We start from the raw sequence: 19,585 nt of genomic DNA, 5'->3' as shown, positions 1-19,585 counted from the left end.
GCAAGCGCACCATTATTGCCAGCTGACGCGCAGCCCGAACCGGCCGGTGATGTCGTCGCGACGGAGGCTGTCCACCGACGTCGTGTAACCCGCGCTGGCATAGGCGCTGATCGTGCGATTGAGCTGCGCGGTAACGCCGGCGCCGATCTCGACCGCGGTGCCGCGGCTTTGCACGCCGATCAAGTCGGTCGTTGCGAAGGCGATGCTGCGGTCGTTCGCGGCGGTGTGCCAGAGATTGGCCTCGAGATAGGGGCGCAGTTCGGCGGTGCCGACAATGAAGGTCGCGGGAACGCGCACGCCGAGCCGGCCGGTCAGCGTATCGGCGCTGCCGGGCGCGACGCTCGAGAAGATGTCGTTGAAGCTGTCGAACGACTGGCGCTGCCAGATCAGCTGCGCCTGCGGCTCGATCGCGAGGAAGCGGTTCAGCTGTAGCGGCGCGCCGGTTTCCAGCGACGCCGCAACGCCGGTGCCCGACACGAGCGCGCCGACCTGACGATCCGACCGCGGGCTTGCACCATAGAAGCTGCCCATCAGCACGGCGTCGACGTACCAGCCTGAGGGGCCGATATGGGTCCAGTAGCCGCCGACATTCTGGCTGTCGATCGAGAGCGTGCCGGTGCGGACGTTGTTCATGCCGAGCGCGAAGCCGTTGATGCTGCCGCTGGCCCAGCCATACGCATAGAACAAGCCCGCGCGATCATGATGCCCGGGAGCGGACTCAAAGCGCAGGATGTCGACGCCGACCTGCACGCCCGCCATGGTGCCGTCGAAGGAGGGGCTGACCGTGCCGGCCCAGCTCTGCGTGCTGTGCGAGCCGTACGCGCGCGCCCACGCCGCCGGCTGTTCGCCGCCACCCGTCAGCAAGGCCTGATCGCCCTGGCGCTGATGGAAGGTGCCGAGCGTCGCGAGCCCGAGCTTCTGCGCGACTTGCGGCAACGCCGAATAGACCGCGACTTCCTCGCGGTAGAGCTCGACCGGCGCAGCGCCTGCCGGCGGCGGCGTCAGCGACGACAGATCCTCTGCCGGCAGCCCTGATGGCGTCACGCCCCCGCCGAGCGCTGCCGGTGGCGCAGGCGGCGATGTGCCGGGCAACAGCTGCGAGCGCAGGTACCAATTGTCGCCGCTGCCCGCGGAGACGCCGCCGCGAAACAGCAGATATTCGTGCGCGCCGGCAACGACGGCGCTTGAGAGGCCGAATGCACCCGGCGCCGTGCTGCCGCCGTTGACGGCTTGCACCACCATGATTCCATCGGCGGTGGTCAGCGCGCCTGCGCCGCCGGCATTACTGACGGTCACCGCGGTCAAGCCCGACGCGTTGCCGCCGGAGATGACGAGCCGATCCGACGGCGAACCGTCGCCACCGAGCACGCTGCGCAGAAAAAGGCCGCCGCCAGTGCCAACATAGTTGCCTGCTATCGTCAGGTTGTTCGCTGCGGTGGCGCCGCCATTGGTGAGGTTGATGACGCCGGCATTGGTGACGGTGACCGGCGGTCCACCCGGAAACGACGTGATCGACGGATTGGCGCCGTTGCCGGCCAGCAGGCTGGTCCCTGCCGCGATCGACACATTGCCGGTCAGCGAGGTCTGCAAGGTCAGCGAGCCGCTGTTGATGAAGGTGTTGGCGAACGTGCCGGTGCCGGCCCAGGTCCAGTCAGAGCCTTCCATCGTCAGCGTCTGGAATCGCGCGAACGCATTGTCGACCGTGCCGCTGCCCTGCAGCCGCACCTGGTTGTTGCCGCCGCCGCCATCGGCAAGGCCTGATATCTGCGAGCCGGTCTGCAGGATCATGGTCACCGCACCGCCGCCGCCCGCGAGCGCCGTGCCGCTGTTGCCGGCGATCAGGCCGGCATTGACGATGGTGGTGGCGCCGTTGAGCGTGCGAATCGCGGGCCCGTTCTGGCTGATGATCCTGCCGCCGGCGAGATTCTGGATCGTCGCCGTGAAGGACGATCCCGCGGTGTTGGAGAACACGCCGTCGGCATTGACGCCGCGCGCCTCGATGGTGCCGCTGTTCCGCAGCACGCCGGCATTGCCTTGCATGAAGACGGTGTTGTTGGCGGTGCCACCCGCATCGCCGCCGGTCGTCAGCAGCGTGCCGGTGTTGGTGATGGTCACGAATTGTCCGGTGGAGAAGATCGCACGCGCACCCGCGCCGGCGGTGGTGATGGTGCCGCTATTGGTGAAGCTGTTGCTGTCGCCGGTCTGCACGTACATGCCGTGCGACTGCGGGCCCTGGGTCGTGATGGTCCCGGTATTGATCAGCGTGTTGTTGTTGTGCTGCGCGAGACCGGTGATGGCAAGCCCGCGCGAGGTGCCGTTCTGCGTCGTGATCGTGCCGTTGTTGATCAGCGTGTTGCCGTTACTGCTGGCGGCGATCGCATTGCTGCCGGCGCCTGTGGTCGTGATCAGGCCCGACGTACCGTTGGTGAAGACGTTGCCGTCGCCGCTGCCGAAGATTCCCGTGCCGCCGCCGCTGACGGTCAGCGTGCCGTTGTTGGTGGCGGTACTGCGGGAGACAAGGCCGATCGCGGTTGCGCCAGCGCCCGGCGTGATACCGGCGCCCGGCAGCACGTTCACCGTGACGTTCGAGCTGCCGGCTGCGGCCTGCACGCCTGCGGGCGAGGGATTTGGCGCTGCGGTCGAGCAGGTCACCGTCTGACCGCTCACCGGTGCGAGACTGTCGCAGGCAGCAGACGCCTGCGAGACCGATAGAAGATAGCCGCCACCCAAAGTGCACGACAGGATCGCCGCGAGCCGCGATGACACCATGCCCTTCTCCAAACTCGGCGCGAACCCGACCCCCGGCCTCACGCCACCTGTGACCCCCTGCCCCGCTCTCAGCGTCGACTGATCCGCTCCGTTCAAGCTTGAGACGATTTGTGACGATCTGTTGCTGGATCGCCACAGCCGGAACCTTTAGCTGCATTGCTTCGATTCACATCCTTTGCGTGCATACGCTTCCAGGTCCGTGATGTACAGAGCGCCCGCGTTGCAGGCCTCCCCGGCCACAATCCGGTGCGCGCTTCACCTCTCGCGAAGCCGTCCGGGCACAAATTTGCTCGCGCGATTGGCCGCTGACCGGGCCAATTCCGCTGGAACTTGTGATGTGCAGCCCCGTGAAATCGGACCAGGCGCTCCCTATTTGTTGCCAGCCCGGACTTACCCTTCAGTGAAATGAGCCTCATGTCGGAACAGACCATCGCCGCGCCGATCGACGAACCGCAGGAGCGCGGTTTTTCGCGTTATCAATCGTTCCTGATCGCGCTGCTTGCGTTCACACAGTTCACCCTGATCCTCGACTTCATCATCATGTCGCCGCTCGGCGCCATCCTGATGCCGTCGCTCAACATCACAGCCGGGCAGTTCGGCGTCGCGGTCTCGGCCTACGCCTTCGCGGCCGGCATTTCCGGCATCCTCGCCGCCGGCTTTGCCGATCGCTTCGACCGCAAGCGGATGTTGCTGTTCTTCTATGTCGGCTTCACCTTCGGCACCGTGTTGTGCGCGGTGGCGCAGAATTTCCATGTGCTGCTGCTCGGCCGCATCGTCACCGGCCTGTTCGGCGGGGTGATCGGCTCCGTCGTGCTCGCCATCGTCACTGACCTGTTTCCGCTGCATCTGCGCGGCCGGGTGATGGGCTTCATCCAGACGGCGTTCGCCGCGAGCCAGGTGCTCGGCGTGCCTGCCGGACTTTTCCTGGCCAATCACTGGAACTGGCACATCTGCTTCGTGGCCATCGTCGGCCTCTCGATCGCGGCGATTGCCACCATCGCGCTTGTCATGGAGCCGGTCGACGGACATCTCAAGCTGCAGCACGACCGCAACCCGTTCCAGCATCTGATCGCAACCGTCGCGCAGCCGCGCTACACGCTGGCCTTTTTGGTGACGACGCTGCTGGCGACCGGCGGCTTCATGCTGATGCCGTTCGGCAGTGCCTTCACCGTGCACAATCTCGGCATCGACATCGTCCATCTGCCGACGATCTATCTGGTCTCCGGCCTGTTCAGCATCCTGATGGGGCCGCTGGTCGGCCGCGCCAGCGATGCGTTCGGCAAATATCCGACCTTCATCTTCGGCTGCGTGGTGTCGGCCATCATGGTGCTGATCTACACCCATCTCGGCCACGTCTCGCTGCTGACCGCGATCATCGTCAATGTGCTGATGTTCGTCGGCATCTTCTCGCGCATGATCCCGTCGCAAGCGCTGATGTCGGCGATCCCCGACGCCAGCCAGCGCGGCTCGTTCAGCGCGATCAGCGCGTCGGTACAGCAATTGTCGGGCGGCTTGGGCTCGGTGGCTGCCGCCGCGATCGTCGCCGAGAATCCGGACGGCTCGCTGCTGCATTTCGACCGGATCGGCTACGTCGTCATAGCGAGTTCGATGATCTCGATGATCGCGATGTATTTCGTGCAGCGGCCGATCGCCCGGCGGGCAGGGCGGCGGGTGGTGTGAGGGGCGGCGCGCGGGGCTGGCGGTGTCGTCCGCTTGATGTTGTCGATGCTGGACGGATCTCGTTAGGCAGCGGCGCAACGATCCGCGATCCGCCTACTTCTAAGATCAGTGCTGCTTGAAGCCCAAACGCCCTCGTCGGTGGCGGGTTACGGCTTCGCCTAACCCGCCCTACGAACGTTAGCGATTTCAATCGCTTAAAAAGGGGGTGGTGCCCAGGAAAGGACTCGAACCTTCACGGCCGTTAAGCCACTGGCACCTGAAGCCAGCGCGTCTACCAATTCCGCCACCTGGGCATGTGGAGCGGCTTAGTAAGGATCGGTTACGCGCTTGTCAAATTCGCGATTGAAAATTCAAATAGCCTGTACAGGATTGGGCTGATGGCGTATCGCGAGAGGCTGTAAATACGCCCAATCGCTCTCGAATCCGGCAGGAATGGACCTCATGGCATCGAACCTGGAAACGCTCGTCACGGTATTCGGCGGATCCGGATTTCTGGGGCGGAACGTGGTCCGGGCACTCTGCAAGCGCGATTACCGCGTGCGAGTCGCGGTGCGGCGGCCTGAACTGGCCGGCCATCTGCAGCCGCTCGGCCGCGTCGGGCAGATTCATGCCGTCCAGGCCAATGTGCGCTACCCGGCCTCGGTCGAGGCGGCGATGCGTGATTCACATATCGCCATCAACCTGGTCGGCATCCTGGCCGAGGGCGGCGGGCAGAGCTTTGACGCCGTGCAGGTGAAGGGCGCCGAGACCATCGCCACGGCGGCAGCCGCGAACGGCGCCCGCATGGTCCATGTCTCGGCGATCGGCGCCGATAAGGATTCGCTGTCGGGCTATTACCGCGCCAAGGCAGAAGGCGAGCAGGCGGTGCAGGCGGCCCTGCCGCAGGCCACCATCATGCGGCCGTCGCTGCTGTTCGGGCCCGAGGATCAGTTCACCAACCGCTTTGCGGCGCTGGCGCGGATGTCGCCCGTGCTGCCGCTGGTCGGCGGTGGCGTCAACAAGGTGCAACCGGCCTATGTGGCCGACGTCGCGGACGCTGTGGCCGATGCCGTCGACGGCAAGGCGAAGCCGGGCGGCGTTTACGAGCTCGGCGGCCCGGAAGTGCTGACCATGCGCGAGGTGATGCAGATCATCCTCCAGATCACCCAGCGCGATCGCATGCTGGCGCCGCTGCCGTTTGGCCTCGCCAAGCTGCAGTCGTATGTCCTGCAATTCGCGCCGGGGCCGTTCACGCTGACCCCGGACCAGGTCGCGATGCTACGCGCGGACAATGTGGTCTCCGATGCCGCCAAGGCCGCCGGTCTCACTTTCGCGGGCCTCGGCATCACGCCCGATTCGATGGAAGCGATCGCCCCGCAATATCTCTGGCGCTTCCGCGCGAGCGGGCAGTTCCAGAAGAAGAGCGCGTAGGCCGCTCTCTCCATCTGTCGTCCCGGCGGAGGCCGGGACCCATAGCCACAAATGCCCGCTTTGTGCGGAGCTGTGGCCCCATCTCGCGTAACCAACAAAGACTTGTGATTATGGGTCCCGGCTTTCGCCGGGACGACGAGATAGCCCTTACCGTCCCATCGCCAGCGCGATCAGGCCGAGCGTGCCGACGATCACGCGCCACCAGGCAAAGAAGGTGAAGCCGCGGCGGGTGACGAAGTTGAGGAAGGCCCGCACCACGATCATCGCGGTGATGAACGACACCACGAAGCCGACCGCGATGACGCTGAGATTGTCGGACGTGAAGTCAGCGCGGTTCTTGTAGAAATCATAGGCGAACGCGCCGACCATGGTCGGGATCGCGAGGAAGAACGAGAACTCCGCCGCCGAGCGCTTGTCGGCGCCGAGCAGCATCGCGGCGACGATGCTGGCGCCGGAGCGCGACACGCCGGGGATCATCGCCAGGCACTGCGCGACGCCGATCCAGAAATACATCAGCAGCGGGAACCGGGTCGCATCGTCTTCGTACACCTTGAGATCGAGCTGATCGACCCAGAGCAGGACGGCGCCGCCGACGATCAGCGTGAAGCAGACCACCCACGGATTGAACAGGAATTCCTTGATGTATTTGCCGGCGAGCAGGCCGATCACGACGGCGGGCAGGAACGCCACCAGCACGCCGATCACGAAGCGGCGGTCGTCGGGATTGGAGAACATGCCGAGCGCGACGCGCCACAATCTGGTGAAGTAGAGCACGAGGATCGCGAGGATCGCACCGAGCTGAATCAGGATCGCGAAGCTCTTCCAGAAATTGCCTTCGCCGAGATTGAAGAAGCGTTCCGCGAGCAGCAGGTGGCCTGTCGAAGAAACCGGCAGGAACTCTGTGACGCCCTCGACGATGCCGAGAATCACCGCCCGCAGCATATCCGTCATCATGATCTGATCTGCCCTGTGTGGAAAACCGAATTCTTCTCGCTTATTCGCACATAGGCCGCAATCGCAAAGAATCGTCAAACAATGGGTTACCCGGCCGATTTGCTGGGCTATAGCGTTTTTGTGACCCGCACCATCTGCGGGGGTGGCTACCGATTTGCGCGCCGACGCGACATAGAGACGAGCGGAACTGGTCCGCCCAATTCACAGGTCAGGTCACACAGGTTGATGGTTTCTTAAGCGCCACGACACTACCAGGGGCTTCATGTATACGCTGTATCACCATCCGTTCTGTCCGCATTCGCGCTTCATTCGCCTCGTGCTCGGGGAGTATGGCCTCGATCTGCGCCTGGTGGAGGAACGGGTCTGGGAGCGGCGCGAGGCGTTCCTGGCGCTCAATCCCGCGGCAAACACGCCGGTCCTGATCGCCGAGGGCTTTCCGCCGATCCCGGGTGCACCCATCATCGCCGAATATGTCGACGAGACGCACGGCCTCGATGCCGGCGAGCGGCGGCTGCTGCCGACCTCGACGGCCGAGCGCGTCGAGGTGCGCCGGCTGATGGCGTGGTTCAACGAGAAATTCTTCGAGGAAGCCTCCAACCCGCTGGTGACCGAGCGGATCTACAAGCGCTTCATGAGCGAGGACAATGGCGGCGGCCCGCCGGCGCCGGACATCATGCGCGCCGCCAAGGTCAATGTGCGCTATCATCTGAGCTATATCGGCTGGCTGGCGAAGACGCGGAACTATCTCGCCGGCGACCGCCTCACCTACGCGGACCTCGCCGCCGCGGCGCATCTCTCGGCGATCGACTATCTGGGCGACGTGCCATGGAGCGAGGACGACGCGGCAAAGGCGTGGTACGCGCGGGTGAAATCCCGCCCGTCGTTCCGCCCGCTGCTCAGCGAATGGCTGGCGGGGGTGCCGGCGTCGCGCACCTATGTGGACCTCGACTTCTGAACCAGGCGGTCCGGCTCTCTCCGTCCGATCTCAAGGCGGCGCTTGGGCGCGAGGCGCGCGCACTCGGCTTCAATGCCATCGGCTTCACCACGCCTGATGCGACGCGCGAGGCCGGAAAATATTTCCTCGAGTTCCTCGGCTCCGGCGGCCATGGCGAGATGGACTGGCTCGCGACCAATCCGGAGCGGCGCACGGACCCGCGCGTGCTGTGGGGTGGCGTGCGCTCGATCGTCATGCTCGGGGTCAATTACGGGCCCGACGACGATCCGCTCAAAATTCTCGCGCGCCGATCGGATGGCGCGATCTCGGTCTATGCGCAGGGCGACGACTATCACGACGTGATCAAGAAGCGGCTGAAGACGCTCGCGCGCTGGCTCGCCGCGACGACCGGCGACGAAGTGAAAGTGTTCGTCGACACCGCCGCTGTGATGGAGAAGCCGCTCGCACAAGCCGCCGGCATCGGCTGGCAGGGCAAGCACACCAATCTGGTGTCGCGCGAGTTCGGCTCGTGGCTGTTTCTCGGCGCGATCTATTCCGCGACCAAGCTGCCGAGCGACGAGGGCGAAGCGGATCACTGCGGGAGCTGCCGCGCCTGCCAGGACATTTGTCCGACCGCGGCATTTCCCGCACCCTACAAGCTCGATGCGCGGCGCTGCATCTCGTATCTGACGATCGAGAACAAGGGCCCGATCCCGCAGGAATTCCGCAAAGCCATCGGCAACCGCATCTATGGCTGCGACGATTGCCTCGCGGTGTGTCCGTGGAACAAGTTCGCCGAGGCCGGCCGCGAGCAGAAGCTTGCGGCACGCGAGGCGTTGCGCGCACCCGCGCTCGCCGATCTCGCGCGGCTCGACGATGCCGCGTTTCGCGCGCTGTTCACTAAATCGCCGGTCAAACGCATCGGCCGCGACCGCTTCATCCGCAATGTGCTGATCGCGATTGGCAATTCCGGCGATGCCAACCTCGCCGCCGAAGCGCAGCGCCTGCTCGACGATGCAAGCCCGCTGGTGCGCGGCGCGGCGGTGTGGGCGCTGTCCCAACTGCTCGCCCGCGACGCGTTTGCGGCACTGGCGTCACGCGCCGGCGGCGAGCCTGATATCAGCGTGCAGCAGGAGTGGCGTGCCGCAGCCACCTCTTGATTTCATCGCGCCGTTCCCGTCATGGTCGACAACCATGACAAACCAGCCCTTCTTCACCAGACACGGCGACGGCTTCATGCCGACGTCAGTTGCGAACGGACCGTGGAGCCCGGAATCGATGCACGGCCGCGTCGTGATCGGGCTGCTGGGCTTCGTCATCGAGGAGCGCCACGGCTCCGATGATTTCGTCCCGGCGCGGCTCACGGTCGACATGTTTCGGCTGCCCAACATCACGACGCCGGTCGAGGTGACGACGAAGGTCGTGCGCGACGGGCTCCGCATCAAGGTGATCGAGGCCGAGTTCGTCTCCGGCGGCACCAGCATGGCGCGCGCCTCCTGCCAGTTGTTGCGCAGGACGGAAAATGCGCCCGGCAATGTGTGGTCGCCGCCGAACTGGCAGGTGCCGGCACCCGCGGACATTCCGAAGCCGGCCGATCCGAGGCTCGGCATGAACGGCAAATGGGAGACGCGGCCGATTGTCGGCCACATGGGCTCGCTCGGCGCGCGCAGGCTCTGGATGAGCGAAGTCCGCGAGCTCGTCGGGGGCGTGAAGATGACGCCGTTCGTCCATGTCGCGACCGGCGCGGATTTCGCCAGCCCCTTCGCCAACGCAGGCGACCAGGGCCTCGGCTACATCAACAGCGACGTCACGATCTATCTGCACCGCTTGCCGGTGAGCAACTGGATCGGCTTCGAGGTCGTCAACCATCACGCCAGCGACGGCATCGCGATCGGCGAATGCTGGCTCTATGACGAGCAGGGCCCAATCGGCACGTCCACCGTGGCGGCGCTCGCCCAGCGCAAGCCGATGAGCAATCCGCCGCCGCCGTAGGCCCTCTTCACCGTCGTCATTCCGGGGCGCGCCTCTTGGCGCGAGCCCGGAATGACGATGAAGAGACTGCGGCTTAGCTCAAGCCAAATGCCGCTTCATCTCCGGCCGCGCCCGCAGCGCGGCGCCCTGCTTGCCGACGATCTTGGCGATCCGCTCCGGCGCGAAGTTGAGATCGACGAAGGCCGGCGCGGTATTGGCGACCTCGTGATACTCCGTGATCTTGCCATCGCGCAGCCGCATGATCGCGACGCCTTCGAACATCGCACGCGCGCCCTTGGCTTCCGGCAGGGTCGAGCGGTAGCTGAACGTGTAGCGCGCGTAGAGCGTCGCGCCGTCGCTGACGGGATCGTGCATCACCCAGCGGAAATCGGTCGCGGTCCGGTAGAACCAGTCGTCGATCATCTCGGCGATTTTGGCGTGACCCTCGAACGCGCCGTAGAACACGTCGTGATAGACGCCGTCCTCGGTGAAGAGACTTGCGAAGGCCTTGCCGTCGCGCTGCTCGACCGCGTCGCAGAACGCGCGCAGCATGCTTGTTGTGTTCATTGGCTTCTCCCTCTGCAGGGAGCTTAACCGATCTCCGCCACCGCGGCGATGATCCGCGCGATGTCCTGCGGACGCGACAGGCGGTGATCGCCATCCTGGATCATGGTCAGCACCACGTCCTCGGCCGGCAGCCGATGCACCAGCGCAAACGCGTGCTTCCACGGCACGTCAGGATCCTGCGCGCCCTGCAGGATGCGCACCGGGCAGCCGACGTCGATCTTGCTGCCGAGCAGCAAGTGGTTGCGGCCTTCCTCGATCAGATTGCGGGTGATCGGATAGGGCGAGCCGTCGCCATATTCGGATGGCCTGAGCCACACGCCCTTGGTCTCGATCTCGGCGCGGATCTCCGGCGAAAAACCCTTCCACATCAATTCCTCGGTGAAGTCGGGCGCCGGCGCGATCAGCACGAGGCCGGCGAGCTGCGCCTTCGCGTTCCCGCGACGCATGATCTCGCGCGCCAACAGCAGCGCCATCCAACCGCCCATCGAGGACCCGATCACGACCTGCGGCCCGCGGCAGAACTGCGAGAACACCGCGACGCTCTCCTCGAGCCAGCGGCCGATGGTGCCGTCGGCGAACTCGCCGCTGGACTCGCCGTGACCGGAATAGTCGAACCTGACGCAGCTGCGGCCATGCTCGGCGGCCCATGCATCGAGCGCGATCGCCTTGGTGCCGGTCATGTCGGACTTGAAGCCGCCGAGCCAGACCAGGCCGGGCGCGCCACTTGCGCTGCCGGGGCCGCCGCCCGGACGGGCGCGCACTGCGATCCGGCGTGCTCCGCGGCCCTCGCCGACCTCGATGAAGGCGGGTTCCTGCTCGGATGCGGTGGTTTGGCTCATGGTTCGGTCACTCGCATGTCAGAGATCTGCTTTTCAATCGTCGCGCGGCACCGGTCAACGGCGACAGGCCCGCCTTGCAGAGCAGATGTGCCGGCTATATGTGCCCGGCGTGGCTAAAATGCCTCGCAATTGACGGTTTTGCCGCGTAAAAGAGCGAGTTCGCTTGCCCGTCGCAGCGTCTTGCTTCAAAATATCCGCCTTCCCTTTCACAACTTTGGAGAGTTACCCATTCGCCGTCCCAATAGAGCCCCGCCCACAGTCGCAAAAGACGGGCCGCGCACCAATGATGAGATTCGCAACGCGCAGATCCAGCTGATCGATGCCGATGGTGTCAACCAGGGCACCGTCGAAACCATGGTGGCCATCAAGATGGCCATGGACGCCGGCATGGACCTCGTCGAGATTTCGCCGAATGTCAGTCCTCCGGTCTGCAAGATCATGGACTACGGCAAGTACAAATATTCCGCGCAGAAGAAGGCCGCCGAAGCTCGCAAGAAGCAGAAGGTCGTCGAGATCAAGGAGATCAAGCTCCGCCCGATGATCGACGATCACGACTATGACGTGAAGATGCGCGCGATGCAGCGCTTCTTCGAGGAAGGCGACAAGGTCAAGATCACCTTGCGCTACCGCGGTCGTGAGATGGCGCACCAGGAGATTGGCACCAAGCTCCTGGACAAGGTGAAGGCCGACGTTGCCGAGTTCGCCAAGGTCGAGCAGGACGCGAGGTTCGAAGGCCGCCAGGTCGTGATGGTGCTGGCGCCGCGCTAATTCGAATTCGTCGCTTTGTTGAGAATGGGACAGCCCGTCAGAACCTCTGGCGGGCCGTTTCTTTTCGTAGCCCGGATGGCGCCGGTTCCCGGCCGCAAGACGTTGCAAAATGGCCGATCCTCTGTCATAAGCCGGGCCTTCGCCGCCCGGCTGATCAAGGGCTGCCGTGGCGACGTTCAGTGCAGGTTCTTTCAATTCGGAAAAAACCATAGCACTTTCAACGCTCTAACGAGCATTTTAGCCGGCCGAACGCCTCTTTGGGCGATATTCGTGTTGGGCGACAGGAGAGCTAAATGCCCAAGTTGAAGACCAAGTCGGGCGCTAAAAAGCGCTTCAAGGTGACTGCCACTGGCAAAGTCATGCACGCTCAGCGCGGCAAGCGCCACGGCATGATCAAGCGGACGAAGAAGCAGATCCGTCAGCTCCGCGGCACCCGCGTGCTGTTCAAGACCGACGGCGACAACGTCAAGAAGTACTTCTTGCCGAACGCCTGATCGCGCTCCTCCGCTTGAACCCGGCCGCGTCTCGCGCGGCGCCCCGTCACTTCTTCTAGATCTCAAGGATTTCAGTCATGTCTCGCGTCAAACGCGGTGTGACCTCTCACGCCAAGCACAAGAAAGTCTTCAAGGCCGCCAAGGGCTATTACGGCCGCCGCAAGAACACCATCCGCACCGCCAAGCAGGCCGTCGAAAAGGCCGGCCAGTACGCCTTCCGCGACCGCAAGCGCAAGAAGCGCACGTTCCGCGCGCTCTGGATCCAGCGCATCAACGCCGCGGTCCGTCCGTTCGGCATGACCTACAGCGTGTTCATCAACGGCCTCTCCAAGTCGGGCGTCGTCGTCGACCGCAAGGTGCTGTCGGACCTCGCGATCCACGAGCCGGTTGCGTTCCAGGCGATCGCCGAGAAGGCCAAGGCCGCGCTGGCCGCCTGATCCTAGCGGGCTCTGGAGCCCGCTTTCAGCGCCTTCTGCGAATAGCGCTGGGCGACCTGCGCCCGGCAGAACGCCGTAAACGAGATATACATGGTGCCGGATTCATTCCGGTACTTGCGGTCGCAGACCTGCATCTCGTGCTGGTACGTCCGTTTCGGCGCGCCTTTGAGGCCGGACAGGAAGTCCGCCTCGCATTTCTTCTCGACCACGGCACCGAACTGGACGTCTCCGCTGGCGCCGTATTCGCACGCCTCGAAGATCTTCATCGCGCGGTTGCAGCTCGGCGCCTGCTCCAGCACCGCGATGATGTCGTCCATCTGGGTCGATTTGGCGGGACATTCCTCGGTCGCGGCTTGCGCCGTGGCGAGCGTGAACAGGACCGACGGCACGGCCAGGCAAGATCGCAGCAACATCGCGTGGGTCTCCTTGAACTCCCCTTGGGTAGCCCGACCTCCGCGCGGGGTTCAATGCTCCCGGCCACAAGCCCGAAATGACCGGCTTTTTGCTTGACGTTACGGCCTTCGGGCGGCGACAACCCAGCCGAATTTTGGCGCATGGTTCGGAAGCCGGCTCTTTCCCGCCGGATCATGCTCAGCGCAGGAATTGACCGTGTCCGACCTCGCAACGCTCGAAACATCCATCCTCGACCAGATCGCCTCGGCCGCTGACGAGGCCGCCCTCGAGGCGGTGCGCGTCTCGGCGCTCGGCAAGAAGGGCTCAATCTCGGCGCTTCTCGCGACCCTCGGCAAGATGTCGCCGGAGGAGCGCAAGACCGAAGGCGCGAAGATCAACCTCGCCAAGGACGCGGTGACGCAGGCGCTCGCAGCAAAGCGCGACGTGCTGAAAGCGGCCGCGCTCGATGCGCGGCTCGCCGCCGAGACCATCGACGTCACGCTGCCGCTACGCGAAGCGCCGGCGGAGACCGGCCGTATCCATCCGTTGAGCCAGGTGTTCGATGAGGTCAACACCATCTTCGCCGATATGGGATTTGCGATCGCCGAAGGTCCCGACATCGAGACCGACGATTACAATTTCACCAAGCTGAATTTCCCGATCGGCCATCCCGCTCGCGAGATGCACGACACCTTCTTCTTCAATCCGAAGCAGGACGGCTCGCGCATGCTGTTGCGCACCCACACCTCGCCGGTGCAGGTGCGCACGATGCTGAGCCAGAAGCCGCCGATCCGCATCATCTGCCCGGGCCGCACCTATCGCATCGACTCGGATGCGACGCACACGCCGCAATTCCATCAGGTCGAAGGCCTCGTGATCGACAAGGGCTCGCATCTCGGCCACCTGAAATGGATCCTCCACGAGTTCTGCAAGGCGTTCTTCGAGGTCGACCACATCAACATGCGGTTCCGGCCGTCGTTCTTCCCGTTCACCGAGCCGTCGCTCGAGGTCGACATCCAGTGCCGCCGCGACAAGGGCGAGATTCGCTTCGGCGAGGGCGAGGACTGGATGGAGATTCTCGGCTGCGGCATGGTGCACCCGAACGTGCTGCGCGCCTGCGGCATCGATCCCGACGTCTACCAGGGCTTTGCCTGGGGCATGGGCCTCGACCGCATCACGATGCTGAAATACGGCATCGCCGATCTCCGCCAGCTGTTCGAGAACGACATCCGCTGGCTCAACCACTACGGCTTCAAGCCGCTCGACATCCCGACCATCGCGGGGGGGTTGAGTACGTGAATACAACTCCCGCTTCCATCGCGGAGAGAGCCCCCTCCCTGACCCTCCCCAGCAAGCGGGAGAGGGAATGGATAGGGCGTGCACGCATGGATACGAAGATTCCATCGCCGCGAACGGTCGAACTCCCTCTCCCGCTTGCGGGGGAGGGCTGGGGTGGGGGTCTCTCCACAATGGGGCTGCCGATGGTCGATCCAGAGCATCCGGATTGGAAAGTCTCGCAGAGACTGCGTTCTAATGCCCGTGCACTTCGCAAGAACTCCACCGACGTGGAGCGAATCCTCTGGTCGGAGCTGCGAGGCAATCGCCTGAACAGCGCAACCTTCCGCCGTCAGGTGCCGATCGACAACTACATCGCTGACTTCGTCTGCCACGCGGCGAGGCTGGTGATTGAGCTCGACGGCGGTCCACACTTTTCGGACGAAGGCGAACGCGCCGATACCGCGCGGTCAGTCATCATTGAAGCGAAAGGCTTCAAAGTGCTTCGCTTCAACAATCTCGACGTCATGACGAACCGCGCAGGCGTCCTTGAAACAATCGCCGCTGCCATCGCGGAGAGAGCCCCCACCCTGACCCTCCCCCGCAAGCGGGAGAGGGGACCGGAGAAGTCATCGTCATGAAGTTCACCCTCTCCTGGCTGAAGGAACATCTCGAGACCGACGAGCCGCTCGACAAGCTCGCCGACAAGCTCACCATGATCGGGCTTGAGGTCGAGAACATCGAGGACAAGGCGAAGGCGCTCGCGCCGTTCACCATCGCGCGCGTGATCTCGGCCGAGCAGCATCCGAATGCCGACCGGCTGCGCGTCTGCATGGTCGACACCGGCGACGGCGGTGCGCCGGTGCAGGTGGTGTGTGGTGCGCCGAATGCGCGGGCGGGGCTGATCAGCGTGTTCTCACCGCCCGGCACCTACATCCCCGGCAAGGACATCACGCTCGGCGTCGGCACCATCCGCGGCGTCGAGAGCCGCGGCATGCTGTGCTCGGCGGCCGAACTGCAGATCTCGGAAGACCACGACGGCATCATGGAGCTGCCGGCGGATGCGCCGCTCGGCAAGGGCTATGCCGAATGGGCCGCGCTCGGCGATCCCGTCATCGAGATCAATTTGACGCCGAACCGGCAGGACTGCACCGGCGTGCACGGCATCGCGCGCGATCTGTCCGCCGCCGACATGGGTAAGTTCAAGGACCCGGGCATCAAGCAAATCAAGGGCGAATTCCCCTGCCCGGTCCAGGTCAAGGTGGAGGACGCCACGCTGTGTCCGGGCTTCGCGCTGCGGCTGGTGCGCGGCGTGAAGAACGGTCCGTCGCCGGAATGGCTGCAGAAGCGGCTGACCTCGATCGGCCTGCGCCCGATCAACGCGCTGGTCGACATCACCAACTTCATGACCTACGACCGCGCGCGTCCGCTGCACGTGTTCGACGCGAAGAAGGTGCAGGGCAACCTCACCGTCCGCCGCGCGAAAGATGGCGAGACGTTGCTTGCGCTCGACGGCCGCACCTACACGCTCGACGGCAATGTCTGCGTGATCGCCGATGAGCACGGCGTCGAATCGCTCGCCGGCATCATGGGCGGCGAGGCCTCGGGCTGCGACGACAACACGACCGACGTGCTGATCGAATCGGCGCTCTGGAACGAGATCAACATCGCGCAGACCGGCCGCAAACTCGGCATCAATTCGGACGCGCGCTACCGCTTCGAGCGCGGCGTCGATCCGGCCTTCATGGTGCCCGGGCTCGAGCTCGCGACCAGACTGGTGCTGGAGCTGTGCGGCGGCACGCCGTCCGAGAACGTCGTGGTCGGTAAGCAGTTCGGCGAGGATCGCGTCATCGACTTCCCGCTCAGCGAGGTCAAGCGCCTTGCCGGCATCGAGGTGCCGCTGGTCGAGGTGAAGCTGATCCTCACCCGGCTGGGCTTCATGCTGGCCGGCAACGGCCCCGTCGTGAAGGTCGCGGTCCCGTCCTGGCGCACTGACGTGCAGGGCAAGGCCGACATCGTCGAGGAGATCGTGCGTATCGTCGGCGTCGACAAGGTGCCGATGACGCCGTTCGACCGCGGCGAGGAGCCGCGCAAGCCGGTGCTGACGCCGATGCAGCAGCGCACCCGCCGCGCCAAGCGCGCGCTCGGCGTCCGCGGCATGGTCGAGGCCGTGACCTGGTCGTTCATCACCAATGACGCGGCAAAACTGTTCGGCGGCGGCCAGAGCGAGCTCGTGCTCGCCAACCCGATCGCAACCGATCTCTCCGACATGCGGCCGAGCCTGCTGCCCGGCCTCGTCGGGGCGGCTCAGGCCAACATCAACCGCGGCACTCCCGACGTCGCGCTGTTCGAGGTCGGCCAGGTGTTCCGCGGCGACAAGCCCGAGGACCAGCTCGTGGCCGCCTCCGGCGTACGCCATGGCTACGCTTCATCGAAGGGGATCGGGCGGCACTGGACCGGCGCGACAACGGCGGATGCGATGGATGCGAAGGCCGACGCCTTTGCCGTGCTGGCGGCTGCCGGCGCGCCGATGCAGGCGCTGCAGATCGTGCCGGGCGGTCCCGCCTGGCTGCATCCGGGACGTTCCGGCACCATCCAGATCGGCCCGCAGAACGTGCTCGGATATTTCGGCGAACTGCATCCCCGCGTGGCCGAGGCGCTCGGCGCCGACGGTCCGATGATCGTGTTCGAGGTGATCCTCGAGCGCATCCCGCAAGGCAAGCAGAGGGCGACCCGCGCCAAGCCGGTGCTGGAGCTCTCCGCATTCCAGCCGGTGTCGCGCGACTTCGCCTTCATCGTCGACCGCAGCGTCAAGGCCGGCGACATCGTCCGCGCGGCGCAGAATGTCGACAAGAAGCTGATCACCGACGTGACCGTGTTCGACGTCTATGAGGGCAAGGGCATCGATCCCGACAAGAAGTCGATCGCAATCGCCGTGACGATCCAGCCGCGCGAGAAGACGATGACCGACCAGGAGATCGACGCCGTCGCCGCCAAGGTCGTCGCCGAGGTGACGAAAAAGACCGGCGGCACGCTGCGGGCGTGATGCGGGCCGCGGTGGTGGTGGAAGCATGCGCAGCCCCACCACCGTCACCCTGAGGAGGCCGCGTAGCGGCCGTCTCGAAGGGTCGACGGCCCGACCGTGGCCGATTCATCCTTCGAGGCTCGCTCCGCTCGCACCTCAGGATGACGGGGCGGAATTGGGCGGCTTTGTATCATGACATGAATTCGTTCGCCGGCTAGCAAGTTGAAACGAATCCCCTCCCATGACCTCGCTCTCCCTCCTCCCCTCCGACATCTCGACCAGCATCGCACTCGCGATCTGCGCGATTGCCTTTGTGTCGGGCACGGCGCGCGGCTTCTCGGGCTTCGGCTCGGCGCTGATCTTCATGCCGCTGGCGAGCAGCGTGGCGGCACCGCGTCTGGTGGCAGCGCTGCTACTCATCATCGATTTCGTCGCCGCGACACCGCTGCTGCCGAACGCCTGGACCCATGCCGATCGCAAGGCGACCGCGGTGATGGTCGCCGGCGCGTTGGTCGGTGTTCCCATCGGCACCTATTTCCTGACGGTACTCGAGCCGGTGACGACGCGCTGGATCATCTCCTGCTTCGTCGCGGCGCTGCTCGTGCTGCTGCTGTCGGGCTGGCGCTATCACGGCAAGGATCATGCCGCGCTCTCGATCGGCGTCGGCGGCCTCTCCGGCTTCTGCAGCGGCCTCGCGCAGACCGGCGGCCCGCCGATCGTCGCCTACTGGCTCGGACGCCCGATCTCGTCGGTGATCTCACGCGCCAACATCGTGCTGTTCTTCGGCGCCTCGGATTTCTTCTCGCTGGTCAGCTACTGGTTCACCGGATTGATCACGATCGAATCGGTCAAGTTCTCGCTGATCGTCGGCCCGATCTACGGCATCGGCGTCTGGTTCGGCGCCTCGCTGTTCGGTAAGGCAAGCGAGCAGGTGTTCCGCGCGATCTGCTACGCGCTGATTGCAGCGGCCGTCATCGTCGGCCTGCCGGCGCTTGATGGCATTTTGCGTGGCGGGTAGGGTCGCGTTCAGAATAAGACCGAGGGAGGAACACCATGATCGATCGCCGCACGACATTGAAACTGGCGCTCGGCAGCGCCGCTCTGCTCGCAGCGCCGACGGTGCGTGCGCAAGGCACAAAGCCACGCACGCGCATTGTGTTCCTCGGCACCAAGGGCGGCCCACGGGTCGGCAACGGCGCCTCCAACCCCGCCAATCTCGTCGTCGTCAACGACACGCCGTTCGTGATCGATTGCGGCATGGGCGTCAGCCGGCAGCTGGTCAACGCCGGCGTGCCGATCCCGTCCGTGAAGTACATCTTCATCAGCCATCACCATTCCGATCACAATCTGGAATACGGCAATCTGTTCTACAACGCCTGGGCGGCCGGCCTCTCGACGCCGATCCATTCGTTCGGCCCGAAGGGCATCGAGGCGATGACCAGGGACTATTGGGAGCTGAACAAGTTCGACGTCGAGACCCGGATCGCGGACGAAGGCCGGCCCGATCCACGCAAGCTGCTGGTCGCCAAGGACATCACCGACGACGGCGTGGTGCTGAAAACAGCTGACGTCACCGTCACCGCGTTCCGCACGCCGCATCCGCCCATCGTCGACAACTTTGCCTACAAGTTCGAGACGCCGGACGGCACGATCGTGTTCTCCAGTGACACCGCCTACAATCCGAAGCTTGCCGAGTTCGCCAAGGGCGCCGACGTGCTGGTGCACGAATGCCTGTACATTCCCGCGGTCGATCGCCTAGTAGCAAAAACGAAAAACGGCGCGACGCTGAAGAAGCATCTGCTCGACAGCCACACCTCGACCGAAGACGTCGGCCGCATCGCAGCCGCCGCCGGCGTGAAGACACTGGTGCTGAGCCATTTCGTTCCCGGCGACGACCCTGATGTCACCGACGACGATTGGACCAGAGATGTGAAGACGAATTTCAAGGGCCGCATCGTGGTGGCGAAGGATCTGATGGAGCTGAAGCTGCCGGTGTGAGGGGGCACGCTGGGGCCACAGCTCACTGGCTTTCGCCGGGACGACAGCTGTTATGCAGCAGCTCTCTGCCC

General features: G+C 64.8%; 18 protein-coding genes and 1 tRNA gene. 13 read left to right on the top strand and 6 right to left on the bottom strand.

Annotation, left to right across the window (positions count from 1 at the left end; all coding sequences use genetic code 11):
* Window positions 1-12: 12 nt before the first annotated feature.
* The gene (locus BraRD5C2_RS22305; RefSeq protein WP_223971493.1) at window positions 13-2,769 is read right to left on the bottom strand and encodes an autotransporter family protein; all 2,757 of its coding nucleotides are present in this window, start codon (window positions 2,767-2,769) and stop codon (window positions 13-15) included.
* A 414-nt stretch (window positions 2,770-3,183) separates the two neighbouring features.
* Between BraRD5C2_RS22305 and BraRD5C2_RS22300 the strand changes: the two genes are divergently transcribed.
* On the top strand, window positions 3,184-4,449 hold the full coding sequence (locus tag BraRD5C2_RS22300) for an MFS transporter (RefSeq protein WP_223971491.1): 1,266 nt from the start codon (window positions 3,184-3,186) through the stop codon (window positions 4,447-4,449).
* A 206-nt stretch (window positions 4,450-4,655) separates the two neighbouring features.
* Here BraRD5C2_RS22300 and BraRD5C2_RS22295 read toward each other — a convergent pair.
* Window positions 4,656-4,742 (bottom strand) — tRNA-Leu (locus BraRD5C2_RS22295).
* Between the two features lie 148 nt (window positions 4,743-4,890).
* On the opposite strand from BraRD5C2_RS22295, the gene BraRD5C2_RS22290 reads away from it, so the two are divergent.
* Entirely contained in the window at window positions 4,891-5,859 is a 969-nt protein-coding gene (locus BraRD5C2_RS22290; protein ID WP_223971490.1) for a complex I NDUFA9 subunit family protein, read from the top strand.
* 147 nt (window positions 5,860-6,006) lie between these two features.
* Here the strand turns inward: BraRD5C2_RS22290 and BraRD5C2_RS22285 are convergent, their stop codons facing one another.
* Window positions 6,007-6,813 carry an undecaprenyl-diphosphate phosphatase gene (locus BraRD5C2_RS22285; protein ID WP_223971488.1) on the bottom strand — a complete coding sequence of 269 codons (807 nt, stop codon included), beginning with the start codon at window positions 6,811-6,813 and terminating at the stop codon, window positions 6,007-6,009.
* A gap of 262 nt (window positions 6,814-7,075) precedes the next feature.
* Between BraRD5C2_RS22285 and BraRD5C2_RS22280 the strand changes: the two genes are divergently transcribed.
* From BraRD5C2_RS22280 to BraRD5C2_RS22270, 3 genes are read left to right on the top strand one after another with little or no spacing between them, the layout of a single operon-like run.
* Complete coding sequence (locus BraRD5C2_RS22280) at window positions 7,076-7,768, top strand: glutathione S-transferase family protein (protein WP_097671348.1); 693 nt, start codon at window positions 7,076-7,078, stop codon at window positions 7,766-7,768.
* Window positions 7,717-8,907 carry a tRNA epoxyqueuosine(34) reductase QueG gene (gene queG, locus BraRD5C2_RS22275; protein ID WP_223971486.1) on the top strand — a complete coding sequence of 397 codons (1,191 nt, stop codon included), beginning with the start codon at window positions 7,717-7,719 and terminating at the stop codon, window positions 8,905-8,907. Before BraRD5C2_RS22280 ends, queG begins: the two co-directional genes overlap by 52 nt.
* A gap of 34 nt (window positions 8,908-8,941) precedes the next feature.
* Window positions 8,942-9,739, top strand: coding sequence for an acyl-CoA thioesterase domain-containing protein (locus tag BraRD5C2_RS22270; RefSeq protein ID WP_223971484.1), 798 nt, complete (start codon window positions 8,942-8,944; stop codon window positions 9,737-9,739).
* A gap of 78 nt (window positions 9,740-9,817) precedes the next feature.
* Here the strand turns inward: BraRD5C2_RS22270 and BraRD5C2_RS22265 are convergent, their stop codons facing one another.
* Entirely contained in the window at window positions 9,818-10,285 is a 468-nt protein-coding gene (locus tag BraRD5C2_RS22265; protein ID WP_223971482.1) for a nuclear transport factor 2 family protein, read from the bottom strand.
* Between the two features lie 23 nt (window positions 10,286-10,308).
* Complete coding sequence (locus BraRD5C2_RS22260; RefSeq protein ID WP_223971481.1) at window positions 10,309-11,124, bottom strand: alpha/beta hydrolase; 816 nt, start codon at window positions 11,122-11,124, stop codon at window positions 10,309-10,311.
* 228 nt (window positions 11,125-11,352) lie between these two features.
* On the opposite strand from BraRD5C2_RS22260, the gene infC reads away from it, so the two are divergent.
* From infC to rplT, 3 genes are all read left to right on the top strand, one after another.
* Entirely contained in the window at window positions 11,353-11,892 is a 540-nt protein-coding gene (gene infC / locus BraRD5C2_RS22255; RefSeq protein ID WP_223972529.1) for a translation initiation factor IF-3, read from the top strand.
* Window positions 11,893-12,185: 293 nt separating this feature from the next.
* Entirely contained in the window at window positions 12,186-12,386 is a 201-nt protein-coding gene (gene rpmI / locus BraRD5C2_RS22250) for a 50S ribosomal protein L35 (RefSeq protein WP_008539890.1), read from the top strand.
* A gap of 77 nt (window positions 12,387-12,463) precedes the next feature.
* A complete protein-coding gene (rplT, locus tag BraRD5C2_RS22245) occupies window positions 12,464-12,823 on the top strand; it encodes a 50S ribosomal protein L20 (protein ID WP_029081033.1) in 360 nt (119 codons plus the stop codon).
* A gap of 2 nt (window positions 12,824-12,825) precedes the next feature.
* Here the strand turns inward: rplT and BraRD5C2_RS22240 are convergent, their stop codons facing one another.
* Window positions 12,826-13,236, bottom strand: coding sequence for a hypothetical protein (locus tag BraRD5C2_RS22240; protein ID WP_223971479.1), 411 nt, complete (start codon window positions 13,234-13,236; stop codon window positions 12,826-12,828).
* A 196-nt stretch (window positions 13,237-13,432) separates the two neighbouring features.
* Here BraRD5C2_RS22240 and pheS point away from each other — a divergent pair, with 196 nt between their 5' ends.
* The 5 genes from pheS to BraRD5C2_RS22215 all read left to right on the top strand — a co-directional run bounded on the left by pheS (window position 13,433) and on the right by BraRD5C2_RS22215 (window position 19,514).
* Window positions 13,433-14,515 carry a phenylalanine--tRNA ligase subunit alpha gene (pheS, locus tag BraRD5C2_RS22235; protein WP_223971477.1) on the top strand — a complete coding sequence of 361 codons (1,083 nt, stop codon included), beginning with the start codon at window positions 13,433-13,435 and terminating at the stop codon, window positions 14,513-14,515.
* Window positions 14,516-14,601: 86 nt separating this feature from the next.
* A complete protein-coding gene (locus BraRD5C2_RS22230; protein WP_223971475.1) occupies window positions 14,602-15,132 on the top strand; it encodes an endonuclease domain-containing protein in 531 nt (176 codons plus the stop codon).
* Window positions 15,129-17,537 (top strand): phenylalanine--tRNA ligase subunit beta, encoded by a 2,409-nt coding sequence (gene pheT / locus BraRD5C2_RS22225; RefSeq protein WP_223971473.1) that lies wholly within the window; start codon window positions 15,129-15,131, stop codon window positions 17,535-17,537. Before BraRD5C2_RS22230 ends, pheT begins: the two co-directional genes overlap by 4 nt.
* Window positions 17,538-17,757: 220 nt before the next feature.
* Window positions 17,758-18,534 (top strand): sulfite exporter TauE/SafE family protein, encoded by a 777-nt coding sequence (locus BraRD5C2_RS22220; RefSeq protein ID WP_223971471.1) that lies wholly within the window; start codon window positions 17,758-17,760, stop codon window positions 18,532-18,534.
* 35 nt (window positions 18,535-18,569) lie between these two features.
* On the top strand, window positions 18,570-19,514 hold the full coding sequence (locus tag BraRD5C2_RS22215) for an MBL fold metallo-hydrolase (protein ID WP_223971469.1): 945 nt from the start codon (window positions 18,570-18,572) through the stop codon (window positions 19,512-19,514).
* Window positions 19,515-19,585 lie beyond the last annotated feature (71 nt).

The sequence above is a fragment of the Bradyrhizobium sp. RD5-C2 genome, assembly GCF_019972155.1.
Taxonomy (GTDB): domain Bacteria; phylum Pseudomonadota; class Alphaproteobacteria; order Rhizobiales; family Xanthobacteraceae; genus Bradyrhizobium.
Note: the sequence above shows the minus strand (reverse complement) of the source record. Positions and strands in the feature narration are given on the sequence as shown.

Bases quoted from the DNA above. Each gene is read 5' to 3' on its own strand.
- BraRD5C2_RS22265 (WP_223971482.1), bottom strand. From the start codon at position 10,285: ATGAACACAACAAGCATGCTGCGCGCGTTCTGCGACGCGGTCGAGCAG.
- BraRD5C2_RS22215 (WP_223971469.1), top strand. From the start codon at position 18,570: ATGATCGATCGCCGCACGACATTGAAACTGGCGCTCGGCAGCGCCGCT.
- BraRD5C2_RS22305 (WP_223971493.1), bottom strand. From the start codon at position 2,769: ATGGTGTCATCGCGGCTCGCGGCGATCCTGTCGTGCACTTTGGGTGGC.
- pheT (WP_223971473.1), top strand. From the start codon at position 15,129: ATGAAGTTCACCCTCTCCTGGCTGAAGGAACATCTCGAGACCGACGAG.
- BraRD5C2_RS22260 (WP_223971481.1), bottom strand. From the start codon at position 11,124: ATGAGCCAAACCACCGCATCCGAGCAGGAACCCGCCTTCATCGAGGTC.
- BraRD5C2_RS22240 (WP_223971479.1), bottom strand. From the start codon at position 13,236: ATGTTGCTGCGATCTTGCCTGGCCGTGCCGTCGGTCCTGTTCACGCTC.
- BraRD5C2_RS22270 (WP_223971484.1), top strand. From the start codon at position 8,942: ATGACAAACCAGCCCTTCTTCACCAGACACGGCGACGGCTTCATGCCG.
- BraRD5C2_RS22280 (WP_097671348.1), top strand. From the start codon at position 7,076: ATGTATACGCTGTATCACCATCCGTTCTGTCCGCATTCGCGCTTCATT.
- queG (WP_223971486.1), top strand. From the start codon at position 7,717: ATGGCTGGCGGGGGTGCCGGCGTCGCGCACCTATGTGGACCTCGACTT.
- BraRD5C2_RS22230 (WP_223971475.1), top strand. From the start codon at position 14,602: ATGGATACGAAGATTCCATCGCCGCGAACGGTCGAACTCCCTCTCCCG.
- BraRD5C2_RS22285 (WP_223971488.1), bottom strand. From the start codon at position 6,813: ATGATGACGGATATGCTGCGGGCGGTGATTCTCGGCATCGTCGAGGGC.
- BraRD5C2_RS22300 (WP_223971491.1), top strand. From the start codon at position 3,184: ATGTCGGAACAGACCATCGCCGCGCCGATCGACGAACCGCAGGAGCGC.
- BraRD5C2_RS22290 (WP_223971490.1), top strand. From the start codon at position 4,891: ATGGCATCGAACCTGGAAACGCTCGTCACGGTATTCGGCGGATCCGGA.
- rpmI (WP_008539890.1), top strand. From the start codon at position 12,186: ATGCCCAAGTTGAAGACCAAGTCGGGCGCTAAAAAGCGCTTCAAGGTG.
- BraRD5C2_RS22220 (WP_223971471.1), top strand. From the start codon at position 17,758: ATGACCTCGCTCTCCCTCCTCCCCTCCGACATCTCGACCAGCATCGCA.
- rplT (WP_029081033.1), top strand. From the start codon at position 12,464: ATGTCTCGCGTCAAACGCGGTGTGACCTCTCACGCCAAGCACAAGAAA.